General features: G+C 61.3%; 19 protein-coding genes. 9 read left to right on the top strand and 10 right to left on the bottom strand.

Features of this window, described 5'->3' with window-relative positions:
• Positions 1-33 precede the first annotated feature (33 nt).
• From EDE05_RS24265 to EDE05_RS24255, 3 genes are all read left to right on the top strand, one after another.
• Positions 34-522 (top strand): Lrp/AsnC family transcriptional regulator, encoded by a 489-nt coding sequence (locus tag EDE05_RS24265; RefSeq protein ID WP_046637655.1) that lies wholly within the window; start codon positions 34-36, stop codon positions 520-522.
• A 102-nt stretch (positions 523-624) separates the two neighbouring features.
• A complete protein-coding gene (locus tag EDE05_RS24260) occupies positions 625-1041 on the top strand; it encodes an ester cyclase (protein WP_112798202.1) in 417 nt (138 codons plus the stop codon).
• Between the two features lie 18 nt (positions 1042-1059).
• Positions 1060-1854: an AraC family transcriptional regulator gene (locus EDE05_RS24255; protein WP_132413410.1), complete on the top strand. Its 795-nt coding sequence runs from the start codon at positions 1060-1062 to the stop codon at positions 1852-1854.
• On the opposite strand, the gene EDE05_RS24250 is transcribed toward EDE05_RS24255, so the two are convergent.
• On the bottom strand, positions 1808-2500 hold the full coding sequence (locus EDE05_RS24250; protein ID WP_132413408.1) for a DNA alkylation repair protein: 693 nt from the start codon (positions 2498-2500) through the stop codon (positions 1808-1810). The two genes, EDE05_RS24255 and EDE05_RS24250, sit on opposite strands and share 47 nt — an antisense overlap.
• Positions 2497-3384, bottom strand: coding sequence for an NAD(P)-dependent oxidoreductase (locus EDE05_RS24245; RefSeq protein ID WP_132413406.1), 888 nt, complete (start codon positions 3382-3384; stop codon positions 2497-2499). The genes EDE05_RS24250 and EDE05_RS24245 overlap by 4 nt, the downstream gene beginning before the upstream one ends.
• A 272-nt stretch (positions 3385-3656) precedes the next feature.
• Here EDE05_RS24245 and EDE05_RS24240 point away from each other — a divergent pair, with 272 nt between their 5' ends.
• The 4 genes from EDE05_RS24240 to EDE05_RS24225 are packed head-to-tail and all read left to right on the top strand — an operon-like array spanning position 3657 to position 7524.
• A complete protein-coding gene (locus EDE05_RS24240) occupies positions 3657-4622 on the top strand; it encodes an aliphatic sulfonate ABC transporter substrate-binding protein (RefSeq protein WP_105372584.1) in 966 nt (321 codons plus the stop codon).
• Positions 4623-4657: 35 nt separating this feature from the next.
• Positions 4658-5830, top strand: coding sequence for an FMNH2-dependent alkanesulfonate monooxygenase (gene ssuD, locus EDE05_RS24235; RefSeq protein ID WP_132413404.1), 1173 nt, complete (start codon positions 4658-4660; stop codon positions 5828-5830).
• Positions 5831-5854: 24 nt separating this feature from the next.
• On the top strand, positions 5855-6697 hold the full coding sequence (gene ssuC / locus EDE05_RS24230) for an aliphatic sulfonate ABC transporter permease SsuC (protein ID WP_132413402.1): 843 nt from the start codon (positions 5855-5857) through the stop codon (positions 6695-6697).
• Between the two features lie 2 nt (positions 6698-6699).
• Entirely contained in the window at positions 6700-7524 is an 825-nt protein-coding gene (locus tag EDE05_RS24225) for an ATP-binding cassette domain-containing protein (RefSeq protein ID WP_134103115.1), read from the top strand.
• A 3-nt stretch (positions 7525-7527) separates the two neighbouring features.
• On the opposite strand, the gene EDE05_RS24220 is transcribed toward EDE05_RS24225, so the two are convergent.
• A complete protein-coding gene (locus EDE05_RS24220) occupies positions 7528-7845 on the bottom strand; it encodes a helix-turn-helix transcriptional regulator (protein ID WP_132413426.1) in 318 nt (105 codons plus the stop codon).
• A gap of 30 nt (positions 7846-7875) precedes the next feature.
• On the opposite strand from EDE05_RS24220, the gene EDE05_RS24215 reads away from it, so the two are divergent.
• Positions 7876-9825 (top strand): cation:proton antiporter, encoded by a 1950-nt coding sequence (locus tag EDE05_RS24215; RefSeq protein WP_132413398.1) that lies wholly within the window; start codon positions 7876-7878, stop codon positions 9823-9825.
• Here the strand turns inward: EDE05_RS24215 and EDE05_RS24210 are convergent, their stop codons facing one another.
• Genes EDE05_RS24210 through EDE05_RS24200 form a run of 3 tightly spaced genes read right to left on the bottom strand, consistent with a single transcriptional unit; the run spans position 9826 to position 11632 of the window.
• Positions 9826-10236: a CopD family protein gene (locus tag EDE05_RS24210; RefSeq protein WP_105372588.1), complete on the bottom strand. Its 411-nt coding sequence runs from the start codon at positions 10234-10236 to the stop codon at positions 9826-9828. It abuts the gene before it with no gap.
• Between the two features lie 6 nt (positions 10237-10242).
• Entirely contained in the window at positions 10243-10797 is a 555-nt protein-coding gene (locus EDE05_RS24205) for a DinB family protein (protein ID WP_132413396.1), read from the bottom strand.
• Positions 10798-10822: 25 nt separating this feature from the next.
• Positions 10823-11632, bottom strand: coding sequence for a methyltransferase domain-containing protein (locus EDE05_RS24200; RefSeq protein WP_105372624.1), 810 nt, complete (start codon positions 11630-11632; stop codon positions 10823-10825).
• A gap of 122 nt (positions 11633-11754) precedes the next feature.
• Here EDE05_RS24200 and EDE05_RS24195 point away from each other — a divergent pair, with 122 nt between their 5' ends.
• Positions 11755-12477, top strand: a complete 723-nt coding sequence (locus EDE05_RS24195) for a DUF2270 domain-containing protein (protein WP_105372590.1) — start codon at positions 11755-11757, stop codon at positions 12475-12477.
• Between the two features lie 16 nt (positions 12478-12493).
• Here EDE05_RS24195 and EDE05_RS24190 read toward each other — a convergent pair whose 3' ends face one another.
• The 4 genes from EDE05_RS24190 to EDE05_RS24175 form a co-directional block, all read right to left on the bottom strand.
• Entirely contained in the window at positions 12494-12757 is a 264-nt protein-coding gene (locus tag EDE05_RS24190; protein ID WP_105372591.1) for an usg protein, read from the bottom strand.
• A 154-nt stretch (positions 12758-12911) separates the two neighbouring features.
• A complete protein-coding gene (locus EDE05_RS24185; RefSeq protein ID WP_105372592.1) occupies positions 12912-13742 on the bottom strand; it encodes an ABC transporter permease in 831 nt (276 codons plus the stop codon).
• Positions 13739-14521, bottom strand: a complete 783-nt coding sequence (locus EDE05_RS24180; protein WP_105372593.1) for an ABC transporter permease — start codon at positions 14519-14521, stop codon at positions 13739-13741. The genes EDE05_RS24185 and EDE05_RS24180 overlap by 4 nt, the downstream gene beginning before the upstream one ends.
• Positions 14522-14651: 130 nt before the next feature.
• Positions 14652-15434 carry an ABC transporter substrate-binding protein gene (locus tag EDE05_RS24175; RefSeq protein WP_105372594.1) on the bottom strand — a complete coding sequence of 261 codons (783 nt, stop codon included), beginning with the start codon at positions 15432-15434 and terminating at the stop codon, positions 14652-14654.
• Between the last annotated feature and the right edge of the window lie 91 nt (positions 15435-15525).

The raw sequence follows: 15525 nt of genomic DNA, 5'->3' as shown, positions 1-15525 counted from the left end.
GTATAACGAAAAATGATTTCGAAAGGGAACTGAATGGACCGCCTCGACCGCAAGATCCTGCGCATTCTGCAGGAAGATTCAACTCTGGCCGTCGCAGATCTTGCGAAGAAGGTAGGGCTTTCGACCACGCCGTGCTGGCGGCGCATCCAGAAGATGGAAGAAGACGGCGTCATTCGCCGCCGCGTGGCGCTCCTCGATCCCGTTAAGGTCAATACCAAGGTCACCGTCTTCGTGTCGATCCGCACCGCCAGCCACTCGATCGAGTGGTTGAAACGGTTTTCGGAGGTGGTCGTGGATTTCCCCGAAGTGGTCGAATTTTATCGCATGAGCGGCGATGTCGACTATCTCCTGCGGGTCGTGGTGCCGGATATCGGCGCCTACGACGCCTTCTACAAGCGGCTGATCGCCAAGATCGAAATCCGCGACGTCTCCTCCGTCTTCGCCATGGAGCAGATCAAATATACGACCGAACTGCCGCTCGATTACATGACGCTCGACAACCAGAAATCGGGCGAGGAATAATTCGCCAATCGGCGGATCGGGATTATTTTCTGGCAGGACGGGCCAAGTAGTAACGGCCCGCTTTCGTGTATCCGTGTTCCGCACAACAAGCTGGAGCGCGAGATGCAGAACCAAGCCGATGCCAACAAGGCGATCGTCCACCGGTACGTAGACGAGATCTGGAACCGGGGAGAGGTCGGGAGGTTCGCCGATTTCTTCGCGGCCGACTATGAAGAGGCCAGCTATTCGCCAGCCAATGCCGATGGGCACTGCGCCATGGTGGCAGTGCAGAAGCGGATCATGCCGGATGCCGTTTGGTCGATCGAGCGGTTGACTGCCGAGGATGATCGCGTCGTCTGCGAATTGGTCCTGCGCGGCACCCATCAGGGGGCGTTTAAAGGTATCGAGCCATCCGGCAATCCGGTTTGCGTGCGCGCCTATCGAACCTTCGTTTTGCAGGACCAGAAGATCGTCCGCCATTCCGCATTGCTCGACACTGCCGAACTGCTAAAGCAGATGCGGGGACAGCAGGTGGCGTAGAGCAAATCCGGCAGGGCGATGGCGACAATCTCTCATGCGTATCATCGGGTTATTGACGAACCATTCGAGATCGAACGGGCCTTCGATGCCGATTACCTGCTCTACGCGTCGGCCGGTACTTTCATTCTCGACATCGGCCAGCGCCGCTGGATGCTGCCGCCACAAAGGGCGGCGCTGATTGCGCGGGGAACGGTGATTGCGGTACGAAGCAAGGGCCCGGCCACGGCATCCTCGGTCCTCTTCGGCGATGGCGAGTTTAAAGCGCCGCTGCCGGGCTGCCGGGTCTTTGGCCTTTCCGAGCTGGTGCGGCAGATGCTCCTGTATGTCATGCGCTGGGATTTCGGGCGCAACGCAGGTGACGGAGCTGCGAATGCCTTTTTCAAGGCGCTTGCGTCCGCAGCAGGCGAATTGGCCGCGGCAGAAGATGACACCTGGTTACCGAAACCGCAGTCGCCGTGCATGGCAGTCGCCATCGACCGGTTGCTGGAACAGCTGGACAGCGATGTCGATTTCTCCACCCTGGCGGAGGCAGCGCGTCTTTCGGAACGGACGTTGGCGCGGCGGTTCGACGCGGAGCTCGGCATGAGCTTTCGCGATTTCCGGCACCGGGCGCGGATGGTGAAAGCCAAGGAGATGCTGCTGGCCGGAGGGGAGCCGGTCACGGAAATCGGGCTTGCATGCGGGTTCGAAAGCACGAGTTCCTTCATCAAGGCGTTTCGGACATTTGCCGGCGCGACGCCGCGGCAATACCGGGTGGGAAGACCGACTAAGGCTTTAGCCGAGCCAGAAGCTTTTCGCTTGCGAGTTCCTTGACGGCATCCTTGCCGATCCAGCGCGCGGTCTTGTCGGTAGAGGCGGCGAGCCTTTCGGCCAGCGCAAGGGCGGGAGGGTGGCAGGTTCGATTGCGCTTGCCGATATTGCGCAGCGCCCAGTTAACGGCTTTCCTGACGAAATTGCGCGGATCTTCTGCATGGCGTTCGATCAGCGGAAGGTAGCTGATGAACGTCGCATCCGGTTCCTGCTTGTTGTGGACAACCGCGCCTGCGATCATCGCAAAAGCGGTGCGGCGCACGAATTCCTGCTCCTCCTCGGCGAATTCAGCGATCAGTTCCTTCCAGAACGGCGTTTGGGTGAAGAGATCGGCGGCGGTGTCGACGATCTCCCACGAATTGAAGTCGCCCGCCCAGCGCCTCGCCTCCGTCTTGGTCAGCGTTTTAGGATCGGCTGTGAGGATGGCGGCCATGCGGGCGTCGCGAAGCCCGGTATTCCAGAGCCTCAGGGCGCGGGCGTGATCTTTCCCGACCTGACGGACGATCGTCTTCATCTGCGGCGTGGTGATGCCGAGCGCTGTGGCGGTGTCGATGCCGAAGCGGCCCATGCCCGCGATATTGGCCTCGTTGCGCAGCGTCTGAAGATGCGCAACGATATCTTCGGCGGACGAAGAGGGGACGAGTTTCATTTCTTTTCGAGCCGGGCGAGTAGCGACGACGTATCCCAGCGCTTGCCTCCCATCGCCTGGACGTCGCCATAAAATTGATCGACAAGGGCGGTCACCGGGAGCTTCGCGCCGTTGCGGCGGGCTTCGGTCAACACGATGTCGAGATCCTTGCGCATCCAGTCGACCGCGAAGCCGAAATCATATTTGCCGGCATTCATCGTCTTGTAGCGGTTTTCCATCTGCCATGAGCCTGCCGCACCCTTGGAGATGACCTCGATGACCTTTTCGATGTCGAGGCCGGCCTGTTTGCCGAAGTGGATCGATTCGGCGAGCCCCTGGACGAGGCCCGCGATGCAGATCTGGTTCATCATCTTCGTGAGCTGGCCGGCGCCTGCCGGACCCATCAGGCCGACCATGCGGGCATAGGCGTCGATCACCGGTTTTGCCTTGTCGAACGTCGCCTCGTTGCCGCCGCACATGACGGTCAGCACACCGTTTTCGGCTCCCGCCTGGCCCCCGGAGACAGGCGCGTCGATGAAACCGACGCCTTTTGCCTTCGCGGCGGCCTCCAGCTCACGGGCGACCTCGGCGCTGGCGGTCGTGTTGTCGATCAGGACCGCACCCGGTTTCATGCCGGCGAGTACGCCCGTATCGCCCAATGTCACCGAGCGGAGATCGTCGTCATTGCCGACGCAGGTAAAGACGAAATCGGCATCCCTGGCGGCCTCTGCGGGGGTAGATGCGGTCTTGCCGCCGTACTTCCCGGCCCAGTCGGAGGCTTTCGAGGCCGTGCGGTTGTAGACGGTAACCTCATGGCCACCCTTTTCCTTCAGATGCCCCGCCATCGGAAAACCCATCACTCCGAGACCGATGAATGCCACCTTCGCCATGCTCACCTCCTGCATTTTCTTTCCTGAGGATTAGAGCAAAGCAGGCATCGGGAAAAGGCGCTTCCTGCGAAAAGCGACGATTTCGCTGCAGAGGGCAAAAGTCGAGATGGTGGAGTTTGTCGTTTCGATTACGCGCCAATCGGGGAATAAATTCTCCCGATGGTCGGATAATTCGAACGAATTTAATGTCGACCACATCGATAGACTATGGAACGATCCTGAACGTCGAAGGGCAAAGCGGCGGGCACGCCGCAATGGACCGGATACCAGAGGGAAAGGCTAGGACCATGGTAACACGCAGACAGACACTCGGGCTAATTGGGGCCGCGGCCGCGGCGGCGGTTCTGCCGGTCGCGGGAGGGGCGAGGGCAGCAGCGAAAGAGCTTCGGATCGGTTGGCAGAAGAACGGCGTTCTGGCGCTGGCAAAAAGCCAGGGGGCGCTCGAAAAGCGTTTCGCGGATCGCGGGATCTCCGTCGCCTGGTCGGAATTTACCTCCGGTCCGCCGCTGCTCGAAGCGCTCGGAGCCGGTGCGCTCGACTTCGGGCCGACAGGCGACGTGCCGCCGCTTTTTGCCCAGGCGGCCCGCGGCAACCTGCTCTATGTCGGCACCTACAGGGGCAGTTCGGCGGGTTCTGCCATCCTCGTCCACAAGGACTCGCCGATCCGGACGCTCGCCGACCTTAAGGGCAAGAAGCTCGCCTTCAAGCGCGGATCGAGTGCTCACAACATCACCGTCAAAGTGCTCCGCAAGGGTGGGCTCACTCTTGATGACGTGACACAGCTCGATCTCGCGCCACCGGATGCGGCAGCCGCCTTCAAGAATGGTTCAATCGACGCATGGTCGATCTGGGATCCCTATACCGCAATCGCCCAGAACGATCCGCAGACGCGGGTGCTGACGACTGCCGAGGGTATCGTCGATTCCTGGAGCTACTTCCTAGCGAATACCGACTTCACGGAAGCGAATGGAGACTTGGTCCCGGAAATCCTTGACGAGTTGAGGAAGGTCGGCAATGCCGCCCAGGCCAATTTCGAGGAGACGGTCAAGGCGCTGGCGACGATCACGGGCGTACCGCAAGAGGTGACGCGGGTTGTCCTTTCCCGCCGCGGCGCAAATCTGGGCGCCGTGTCGACGCTGACGGACGAAGTGGTCGCCTACCAGCAGTCGCTCGCCGACGAGTTCTACGATCTCAAGATCATCCCGCGAAAGCTCTCCGTCAGCGACATCGTCTGGCGCCCGAAACAGAGCTGACCATCCGACCTCTTTCCCCGACAAGGATCTGACCGATGACCGATACATCCAAACCCATCGATTTTCTCTGGTTCATCCCGACCGCCGGCGATGGCACCTATCTCGGCGGCAGCGAGCTCAACCGCGCACCGGATCCCCGTTATCTGCGGGAGATCGCTTCCGCCGTCGACCGGCTTGGCTATTCCGGCGTTCTGCTGCCGACCGGGGTGTCCTGCGAGGAATCCTTCGTGACGGCGGCTTCCCTGGCGCCGTTTACCGAGAAGCTGAAATTTCTCGTGGCTATTCGTCCCGGCACGGCATCGCCCGCCTATTACGCGCGGCTTGCCGCAGCTCTCGACCGGGTTTCGAACGGTCGCCTGCTTCTCAATATCGTCGTCGGGGGAAGCCCGGCGGAACTGGCCGGGGACGGCATTTTTCTGGAGCACGACGAACGCTACAGCCACGCGGAAGAATTCTTCCAGGTATGGGAGGATCTCGTCACCAAGGGACAAGCCGATCTCGACGGCAAGCACATCAAGGCAAAGGGTGCCAGGCTCGGTTTCCCGACCATCCAGCAGCCGCGTCCACCTCTCTATTTCGGCGGATCCTCGGATGCGGGCATCGAGTTCTTTTCCGGCCGTGCGGACAAATACCTCACCTGGGGCGAACCGCCGGCGCAGGTGGAGGAGAAGATCAAGGCCGTGCGGGCGGCCGCAGCCAGGAAGGGCAGGGACGTGACCTTCGGCATCCGCCTCCATTTCATTGTCCGGGAAACGGACGAGGAGGCCTGGGCCGCCGCCGACCGTTTGATCTCCAAACTGGACGACGAAACGATCGCTAAGGCGCAGGCCCATTTTGCCAACGGTTCAGATTCTGTCGGCCAGAAGCGCATGGCCGCTCTGCACGGGGGACGGCGCGACCAGCTGGAGGTATCGCCGAACCTCTGGGCAGGCATCGGGCTTGTGCGTTCCGGCGCCGGCACGGCGCTCGTCGGATCACCTAAAACGGTGGCGGAACGGCTGCGTGAATATCAGCAGCTCGGAATCGATACGGTCATCGGCTCGGGCTACCCGCATCTGGAAGAGGCCTATCGCGTCGCGGAACTGCTGTTCCCGGAACTCGGCATTGGCCGGGAGGAGCAGCCGACCGTCTTCGGCAGCGAGTTCGGCGGTAAGCGCATCTTCGCCGGCGGCGGTCACGCGACCGTCCGCGCCGTCGCGGCTTCGTAGCCGAAGGTTTGAGAGGATCAGACCATGACCATAGCCGAAGCGTTCGCAGGGAGCCGCGAGGCTCGAAAACCGGAGGGTAGGCGAATTCGCCTGCCGTCCCTCTCGAAAGACGCATTTCTGCCCTATCTGGTGCCGGTGCTGATCGTTGCCGCTTGGCAGGCGGCCTCCTCGGCAGGCTGGATCTCGGACCGCATCATGCCCGCTCCGGTCGCGGTGGTGAGAGCCTTCTGGGACGTGGCTCTTTCCGGGCAGCTGGCGCATGACGTCGCCGTCAGTGGTGCGAGGGCGCTGACTGGGCTGCTGATCGGCGGCTCGATCGGATTTCTGCTCGGTATTGCCAATGGCGTGTCTAGGCTGTCCGAGCAGCTCACCGATACCACCTTGCAGATGCTGCGCACCATCCCGCATCTGGCGATGATCCCGCTGGTTATCCTTTGGTTCGGCATCGGCGAGGAGGCCAAACTTTTTCTGACCTCGCTGGGCGTGCTGTTTCCGATCTACCTCAACACCTATCACGGCGTGCGCAATGTCGACCGCGACTTGATCGAGATGGGGCGGATCTACGGCATGAGCGGCTGGTCGCTGTTCCGCAAGGTGATCTTTCCGGGCGCTCTTCCGTCGATCTTCGTCGGCCTGCGCTACGCGCTTGGTATCATGTGGCTGACGCTGATCGTCTCGGAATCCATCGCCGCCTCATCCGGCATCGGGCACATGGCCAATACGGCGCGTGAGTTCATGATGACCGACGTCGTGGTGCTGGCGCTCGTCATCTATGCCGCGCTCGGCAAACTGGCGGATGTGATCGCTAGGATGCTGGAGCGCTGGACGCTGTCGTGGAACGTGGCTTACCAACGTCAAGGAGCCTGAAAATGCCGATCAGACCTTATCAGCGGCCGCTCGCCTTCGTCGGCGGTGAGCCTTTGGAATATGAACCGCCCATTCCGGCGAGGGCGAACCGGCCGCAGGCCGCCGCCGTGAAGCTGTCGGGAATCCAGAAACAGTTCGGCGACAACCGCGTGCTGCGGGGCGTCGACCTCCAAGTACCTGCCGGACAATTCCTGGCGATCGTCGGTAAAAGCGGTTGCGGCAAGAGCACGCTCCTGCGGCTGCTCGTCGGGCTCGACAGCCAGACGTCGGGCGAGATCTCGTTTAAGAACGGGGCGGGGGCCGAGATCGTCCCCAACGCCCGCATCGTCTTCCAAGAGCCCAGGCTTCTGCCCTGGTTCACCGTGTCGGAAAATGTCGAAGTCGGCCTTGGAGACGGGGTGCCGAAAAATCTCGCGCGACGTCAGGCCGAGGCGGTGCTGGCCGAGGTGCAGCTCCGGGAGAAGGCCGGCGAATGGCCTGCCAGACTTTCCGGCGGACAGAGGCAGCGCGTGGTGCTCGCCAGGGCTCTTGTCAGCCGGCCGGGGCTGCTCGCCCTCGACGAACCGCTCGGCGCGCTCGACGCCCTGACGCGCATCAGCATGCAGCAATTGTTGACCCGCGTCTGGCGCGAGCTTGGCTTCACGGCCGTTCTGGTGACCCATGACGTCACGGAAGCCGTGCATCTGGCGGACCGGGTTATCGTGCTGGACGAGGGACGCATCAAGCTCGACCTCGCCATTCCCCAGGCTCATCCGCGCCGGCATGGGGATCCGGATCTCGCTGCGCTCGAAGGAAAATTGCTCTCCGCCATTCTCGGAGAAAGTTGAGCGTCAGCGAAGGGGCGAGGTCGAGCTGCCTTTTTGGCAGACACCCAGGCCGCAGCCTTCCACTTCCATGAAAACGACGCCGCCATCCTCGAAGGCGCGTCGGATCTGGGCAGCCGTCGCGCGGTGAACGTCGTGGCGGCTGCCTTCGTAGTCGCGGATCGTGCTGCGGGAAATTTCGGAACGCTCCGCGAGTTCGCTTTGCGTCCAATCGAGAAGCCCCCGTGCTGCGCGACAGAGCGCCGGCGTCAAAATGATCTGTTTTGCGTCTTGACCCATTTCACCAGGCTGCCCATATTGGTCAACATACGCCATATATGGCAGATTTTCAGGAGATTTCCAGAGGGAGCGCGGATGCCGCACGATACCCCATTGATTTCGACCATCGTCGGCGGTCTCGTGCTTGCATTCATATTCGGCGCTATCGCCAATCGGTTCCGTCTGCCGCCGCTGGTCGGCTATCTTTTCGCCGGCATCCTCGTCGGCCCTCATACCCCGGGTTATGTGGCCGACCAGAACCTTGCGCCGGAGCTTGCCGAGATCGGAGTCATCCTGCTGATGTTCGGCGTCGGCCTGCATTTTTCACTGAAGGATCTTCTGTCCGTACGCGGCGTCGCCGTACCGGGCGCCATCGTCCAGATCGGCTTTGCCACCTTGCTCGGCTGGGGCATGGGCGCGCTGATGGGCTGGCCGCTTGGAGGCAGCCTCGTTTTTGGCCTGGCGCTGTCGGTTGCCTCCACCGTCGTGCTGCTCAAGGCGCTGCAGGAAAGGCGTCTTGTCGAGACGGTGCGCGGCAAGATCGCGGTCGGCTGGCTGATCGTCGAAGACCTCGCCATGGTGCTGGCGCTGGTGTTGATCCCGGCACTCGCGAGCATCGGCGGCGAGGCGGCACATCCCGATCCGGTGGCGATCGCGGTTGCGGACCTTTTCGACATCGAACTCGGCGTTGCCGGTGTCATCGGCATTACTCTGTTGAAGGTCATGGCCTTTCTCGGGGTCATGCTGGTGATCGGCCGGCGCGTCATCCCCTGGATACTGCACCGCATCGCCCATAGCGGCTCACGCGAACTTTTCAGGCTCGGGGTCCTTGCGATCGCGCTCGGGGTCGCCTTCGGTGCCGCCAAGCTCTTCGGCGTATCGCTGGCGCTGGGTGCCTTTTTCGCCGGCATGATCCTTTCGGAAAGCGAGCTGTCGCACAGGGCGGCTCAGGAAACCCTGCCGCTGCGCGATGCTTTCGCCGTACTGTTCTTCGTCTCGGTCGGCATGCTCTTTGATCCGAACATCATCCTGTCGAACCCGCTGCCGGTGCTTGCGACCGTCTTCATCATCCTGATCGGCAAATCGATGGCTGCCTTCCTGATCGTGCTTGCATTCCGAATGACGGTACCGACGGCGCTGACCATTTCAGCCAGTCTGGCACAGATCGGCGAATTCTCCTTCATTCTCGCCGAACTCGGTGTGGGGTTGAACCTGCTCCCGCAAGAGGGCCGCGACCTGATCCTCGCCGGCGCGATCATTTCGATCATGCTCAATCCCGTGATGTTTTATCTCGGCGACAAGCTGATCCCGCGGCTGGAGGCGCGGCTGATCCGTGCGCCGGAAGGCGAGGGCGAGGCGGCGATTGCCACGCAGACCGGCGCCCATAGCGACGATGCCGTGCCCGGCCAGGAAACTCCGACGCCGAAGGAGACCGAGCCGGTGCTGACTACTGCCGGTGAGGAGGGCGAGGTGGCCGTGAGCCGGCTCATGGATCATGCGGTCGTGGTGGGCTACGGCCGGGTCGGCAGCATCGTGGTGGCCAACCTGAAATCCTCCGGCACACCGTTTCTGGTGATCGAGGATTCGGAAAACCGGGTTCAGGATCTCTTGAAGCAGGGGATCGAAGTCATCGTCGGCAATGCGGCTTCGCCCAAGGTGCTGGAGCTTGCCAATCTGGGAACGGCAAAGAGCCTCGTCGTGGCGATCCCGAACGCTTTCGAGGCCGGCAATGTGGTCATGCAGGCACGTGAGGTGAACCCTGCGCTTCTGATCCTGTGCCGCGCCAATTCCGACGCCGAGATCGAGCATCTGACCAAACTGGGCGCCGACAAGACGATTATGGGCGAGCGCGAAATCGCCTATGGCATGCTCGACGGCCTCGATCAGGTGCATTACCGCGCGGATGTGCTGGAAGAGGCGGAAGAAGCGCCGAAGCCGCAAGCGCCTGAGCCAACCGGGCTGACGGAGGTCGCGTCGGAGAGGCCACATGACGAGCCCGCGGCCCCCTCCGATGTCGAGCCGCCTGCGGAGCCGACTAAAGCCTGATCAGAATGGCTTGATCACGGCGAGCAACACGACCAGAACGACGGAAACCAGGATGATCGGCATGCCGACGCGCACGAACGCCGGCGGATCGAGTTTCGGGTCGGCCCGCATGCGGCGCATCCAGCCCTGCTGCATGCCGTGCAGGGCGGAAAGCATGACCACCAGGACCAGCTTGGCGTGCAGCCAGCCGTCGGAAAAGCCGACGTAACCGAAGATGAGCCAGAGGCCGAAGAGCCAGGCGCCCCCGAGGGCCGCCGTCGTCACTGTCCGGTCATATTTCCAGAGCGCTGCAATGACGCCGACGCGGATCGCGGGAGGCACCATGCCGATGACGAAGGCATTGATCAACATGCCGCCGATCAGAAGAAAGTCGGAGAGAATGTGCAATGCCTTGATGACGAAATACAGCATGGGGGGTCAACTCCAGATCATGGCTTCGGTAAAATTGAGTTCGGCGAAATCCTGCTTGCGCAACTTTTCCTCGTCGGCTGCGAAAAACTCGTCAAGCTGCGGGGGTGGGACGGAGGTTCCGGACAGCATCGCGTGAACCTGGCCGCGGTGATGGATCTGGTGCTGGAAGAGGTGCAGCAGCACCCGATCGGCGGTTTCCACCTGTACATGGTCGGCACGGGGAATGCGGACCTCCTGCATGACGGTTTCGGCAACCATCTCACGACAGTGGTCGATCAGCCGCCGATCGGCGGCATGCTGTTCGCGGTTAAGATCAGCAAAGTGCACGAAGGGTATCTCCGGCTCGAATGCTGCCGCGCCGATGCAATTGCCCTCCAGCGCACTGATGTAGAGCCAGTCGACCGTCAGGATGTGGTTGAGCGTATGGATGATCGACGGAAAGAAATTGGTGCGGGGTGCGGCCAGTTCCTCCGCCGAAAGCTTGCCGCATGCCCTTAGAAGCCGATGATTGGCCCAGGCATTGTTATAGGCCTGGGCAAGAAGATAGCGCTGTGGGGTCATCGAATCCTCCGTTGCGGAGGCGAAACTAGCCTTTCAGCCGCGCAATGACCAGATGGCCCGGCGACGGCTGTCCATCCTGCATGCGCACATTGATTTCGGAGATTTCCAGCACCTCAAACCCGGTGTCGGCAAGCCGCGATCGGACGTATGCTTCGCTATGGAGAAAACGCTGGTGCGGGCCGACTGCATAGGTACGGCCGTCGGCATCGGACAGGCTCTCCGACGAGAAGGCGAAAATGCCGCCTTTCAGCATATTTTCCGCCACGCCGAAGAACAGCGGCTCGAGCGCGCCGAGATAGGGAAGCACGTCCGTTGCGGTGACAAGGTCGAAAGGCTCGTCGTCATTGTCTTCCAGGAAATCTTCGACTTCCGCTACGTAAAGCGTTTCGTAAAGATCCTTTTCGTGGGCGATTTCAACCATGTTCTCGGAGATGTCGATACCGGTAATATCGTCAACCATGTCGCGCAGCGTGCCCCCCGTCAGCCCGGTGCCACAGCCAAGGTCGAGCATACGCTTGAAGTGCCCGAGCTTCAGCTCCTGGAACCGCTGGCGCACCATCACCGGCACGGCGTAGCCCAGTTGCTCTACAAGGATGTCCTCGAAACTTTCGGCATGTTGATCGAAGAGTGTTTCGACATAGGCATCCGGCGCCTTCGGTGGCGTCTCGCCGCGGCCCATTGCGGCGATCCGCACCGCGGCGCCGCCGTGATCCTCGGGATCGAGCGCCAGCACATCCTCGTATGCCTTGACCGCCGCATCGATCTCGCCGGCTTTCTCCAGCGCCAGAGCGCGATTATAGGCTTCCGCCAATGCTTCCTCGTCGATCTTCTTCATCACTCTGTCCTTTGTTTTGAGGCGCTTTAAGCCGGTGGCGCCCGTTTGTCCATCGCCGCGGAACGTGTCGGGCGCTGGCCCGTTGAGCAAAGGAGCAGAAATTTTTGCCTGGAGAAAGGATCATGGCCGGCGATCAGGGGCCGAACGTGCTGGAGCAGAATATCGAGCGACGGGCACCGTCGCTGCCGATCACATCCGCCGAAAAGGCCAATATGATCATCCACTATTACCGCGGCGAGATGGGGCGGATGGCCGGTTGGCGCGACCGCATCGACCGCACGTCCAACTGGGCCATCACCATGGTCGCGGGTCTTCTCTCCGTATCGCTCTCGACGCCGACCTCGCACCATGGCGTCGTGCTGTTTGCCATGCTTCTCATCTCGCTGATGCTCTTGATCGAGGCGCGACGCTATCGCTTCTTCGATGTCTATCGCGCCAGAGTGCGCAAGCTGGAGCGGCATTATTTCGCCCAGGCGCTGGATCCGCAGGCCGATCTCAAGCCCGACTGGGCGGTCGGCATTGCCCGTAGCCTGCGCAATCCGAGCTTCCTCATCACCTATCGGGAGGCGCTGTTCAGGCGCATCCGGCGAAACTATGTCTGGATGTATGTCATCCTGCTGTTCGCCTGGCTGCTGAAGATCTCAACGCCGAAACTGCTTCCCAACGAGCCCAAGACGGATGTCGTCTTTTCGGTCGGCGAGGCCGTCAACAATGCGGCGCTCGGGCCGGCGCCGGGGTGGAGCGTGATAGCGGTGGTCGCGTTCTTTTATGCCGCAATCCTGTATGCCGCCATCCATCGAGAGCCAGATGACGGCGAATTCGCTCACGGCGAAGTGCATGTATGAGGCCGCCGGGTTCTCGCTAGTGGATGATGATCTCTCCCTTGACTGCGCGCCACTCGCTTGCCGATATCAGCTTCCGATGCACATAGCGGACGGAATGCAGAGGCCCGTCCAATTTTTCCTGCCAGAATTTCAGGAAACCCTTCATCTCCGGAAAATCCGGAGCAAGGTCGTAGTTCTGCCAGATATAGCTCTGCAACAGGGCCGGGTGATCGGGCAGGCGATAGAAGATCTGGGCCGTTGTCAGGCCGTATCCTTTCAGCATCATTTCCATCTCAGACATAGAGCAGTTCCCACTTATTCTTTTTCAGGAGGACGCTTTTCGCGTCACCCCGATATGGGAGCATGCCACGGTTAATCGAGGCTTTACAATTGAGCTATAAAGGTGCTTTCGTGAATTTTTTCAGTATGTTAGCAGCGAGATTCGTTGAGTGCTGCTACCGCTTCAGATGCCGGGTCAGGCGGGCTTCCAGGAAGGCCCATACGTGCCTGAGAGTTTCGACCATGGCGAGGTAGAAGATCGCCGCCCAGAGGTAGGCCTGATAGTCGAAGGTGCGGGAAAAGGCGTAGCGGGTCTCGCCCATCAGATCGTAGACCGTCACGATGGCGACGACTGCGGAGCCCTTCATCATCAGCACAAGTTCGTTGCCATAGGGCCGGAGCGCTACGATCAGTGCCTGCGGCAGGATGATCTTTGCGAAGGCAACCTGCTTGGAAAGGCCGAGTGCCGCGGCGCCCTCACGCTGACCGCGGGGAACGCTTTCGATCGCGCCGCGCAGGATTTCCGCCTGATAGGCGGCGGTGTTGAGCACGAAGGACAGGAGGCCGCAATACCAGGCATCCCTGAAGAACCACCAGAGGCCGGCGCTTTCCAACTGCGGCTTGAAGCTGCCGAGGCCGTAATAGATCAGGAAAAGCTGAGCAAGCAGCGGCGTGCTGCGGAACACATAGACATAGGCGTAGGCGATGCCGTTGAGCACGCGGTTTTTCGACATGCGTGCGAACGCGATCGGCACCGACAGCAGCGCCCCGAAGACGACGGCAAGACCGACGAGAGAGATCGTCGTCCAAAGGCCGTTTAGGTAGCGGGGGCCATAACGCAGGAATTTGTCCTGATCCCAGCCGTTGACAACCATGGCAACGAGCCCGGCGGCGAGCATTGCCCAGAGGATGAGGATGCCGATCGCGGCGATCCTGGCGCCGGTGATGGGACGAGCGGGCGCAAGCGGGGCCGGTTGCGGCGGGATGAGTTCCCTCACATAGCTCATCGGGCCGTCTCCGCCCGCTTTGCCCAGCGCTCGACGAAGCCGAGTCCGAAGGACGAGATCATCGCAAGGATCAGGTAAAGAAGACAGGCGATGAAATAGAAGAAGAAGGCTTCCTTGCTGACTCTCGCGGCGATGCCCGTCTGCCGCACGATGTCGGCAAGCCCGATGACCGAGACATAAGAGGTATCCTTCAGGAGGATCAGCCAGAGATTGGTGAGGCCGGGCAGGGCGATTCGGATGAGCTGCGGCAGGACGATCAGCCGCATGGTGCGTCCGCGATGCAGGCCGAGCGCATCGCCGGCCTCATATTGCCCGCGCGGGATTGCCCGGAAGGCCGAAAGCAACACTTCGGAGGAATAGGAGGAAAAGACCACCGCAAGCGCCACCATGCCGGCGAGGAAGGCGTTGATTTCGACGCGCCCCTCGTAGCCGAGCCAGGCGAGCACGGACTGGATCAGGATCTGCAGCCCGTAATAGACGATGAAGAGCGTCAGGAGTTCCGGCAGGCCGCGGAAGATCGTCGTGTAGATGCCGGTGGCGAGCCTCAGCAGCTTGTCCTCCGATTGCGCGGCGAGCGCGATCAGGAAGCCGAGAAAAAGCCCGACGGGTACCGTGGCGAGCGCCAGCGAAATGGTGACTTTGACGCCGAAGGCGATTTCGTCGCCCCAGCCCGCTTCGCCGCAGGCGACGAGGGTGCCGGAGCCGAACAGCGAGAAGATGCCGACAGGACCGCAAAGCGGATCGAGCGCGCCGAAGAGGGCGGAAAAGAATCCGCTCATAAAATCGTTTTCCCCTGCGGCTTCTGTCGTGCCGCTTGTTGTCTGAGCACCGGAGATGCTTCTGTTTCATTAAAAAGAAAAACGGCGGAAGGGCAAGCCTTCCGCCGGGTTCTGACGGACGATCCGGCGATTAGTTGCCGCCGTAGACGTCGAAGTCGAAATATTTGTCCTGGATCTGCTTGTATTTGCCGTTGGCGCGGATTGCAGCGATAGCGGCGGTGAACTTGTCGGCCAGTGCCTGTTCGCCCTTGCGCACGGCGACGCCGGCGCCTTCGCCGTTGATTTCCACGTCGACCGGAAGCGGCGCGAGAATCTTGCAGCACTTGCCGGCATCCGACTTCAGCCATTCCGAAAGCACGACGATATCGTCCACCACGCCATCGATGCGGCCGTTGGAAATGTCGAGCTTGTATTCGTCGGCGGTCGGATAAAGCTTCAGCTCGGAATCCGGCATGTGCTTTTCGGCATAGTTGGAGTGGGTCGTCGAGCCCTGGGCGCCGAGCGTCTTGCCCTTCAGCGACGCCGCCGAGGCGTCCTTGATCGGCGAATCCTTCGGCACGGCGATGGCCGGAGGCGTATTGTAATACTTCTTCGAGAAGGTGACCTGTTCCTTGCGTTCCGGCGTGATCGACATGGAGGCGACGATCGCGTCGAACTTCTTCGACTGCAGCGCCGGAATGATGCCGTCCCAGTCATTGGTGACGAAGGTGCAGGTGACTTTCATCTCCTCGCACAACGCCTTGGCGATATCGATATCGAAGCCGGTGAGCTGGCCGTTGGCTTCGAGGTTGTTGAAGGGCGGATAGGCGCCTTCCGTGCCGATCACGAGCTTTTCCTGGGCCATGGCCGAGCCGGCAAAAAGCGACAGCGCGGCGATCGAGGCGGCGGCGAAGAATCGGGTGGAGATATTCATGTGATCCTCTCTGTTGGCGGCCCGACGGCGTGTTCATCTTTTCTCGCCGCCAGGAAGCAGGGTGCAAGCCCTGTCTCAGCTTTTTAGATAC

Origin of the sequence: Neorhizobium sp. R1-B, from assembly GCF_004368875.1 — a bacterium.
In the GTDB taxonomy this organism is placed as follows: domain Bacteria; phylum Pseudomonadota; class Alphaproteobacteria; order Rhizobiales; family Rhizobiaceae; genus Neorhizobium; species Neorhizobium huautlense.
The sequence above is the reverse complement of the archived record's forward strand: the minus strand, read 5'-3'. Positions and strand labels throughout refer to the sequence as shown.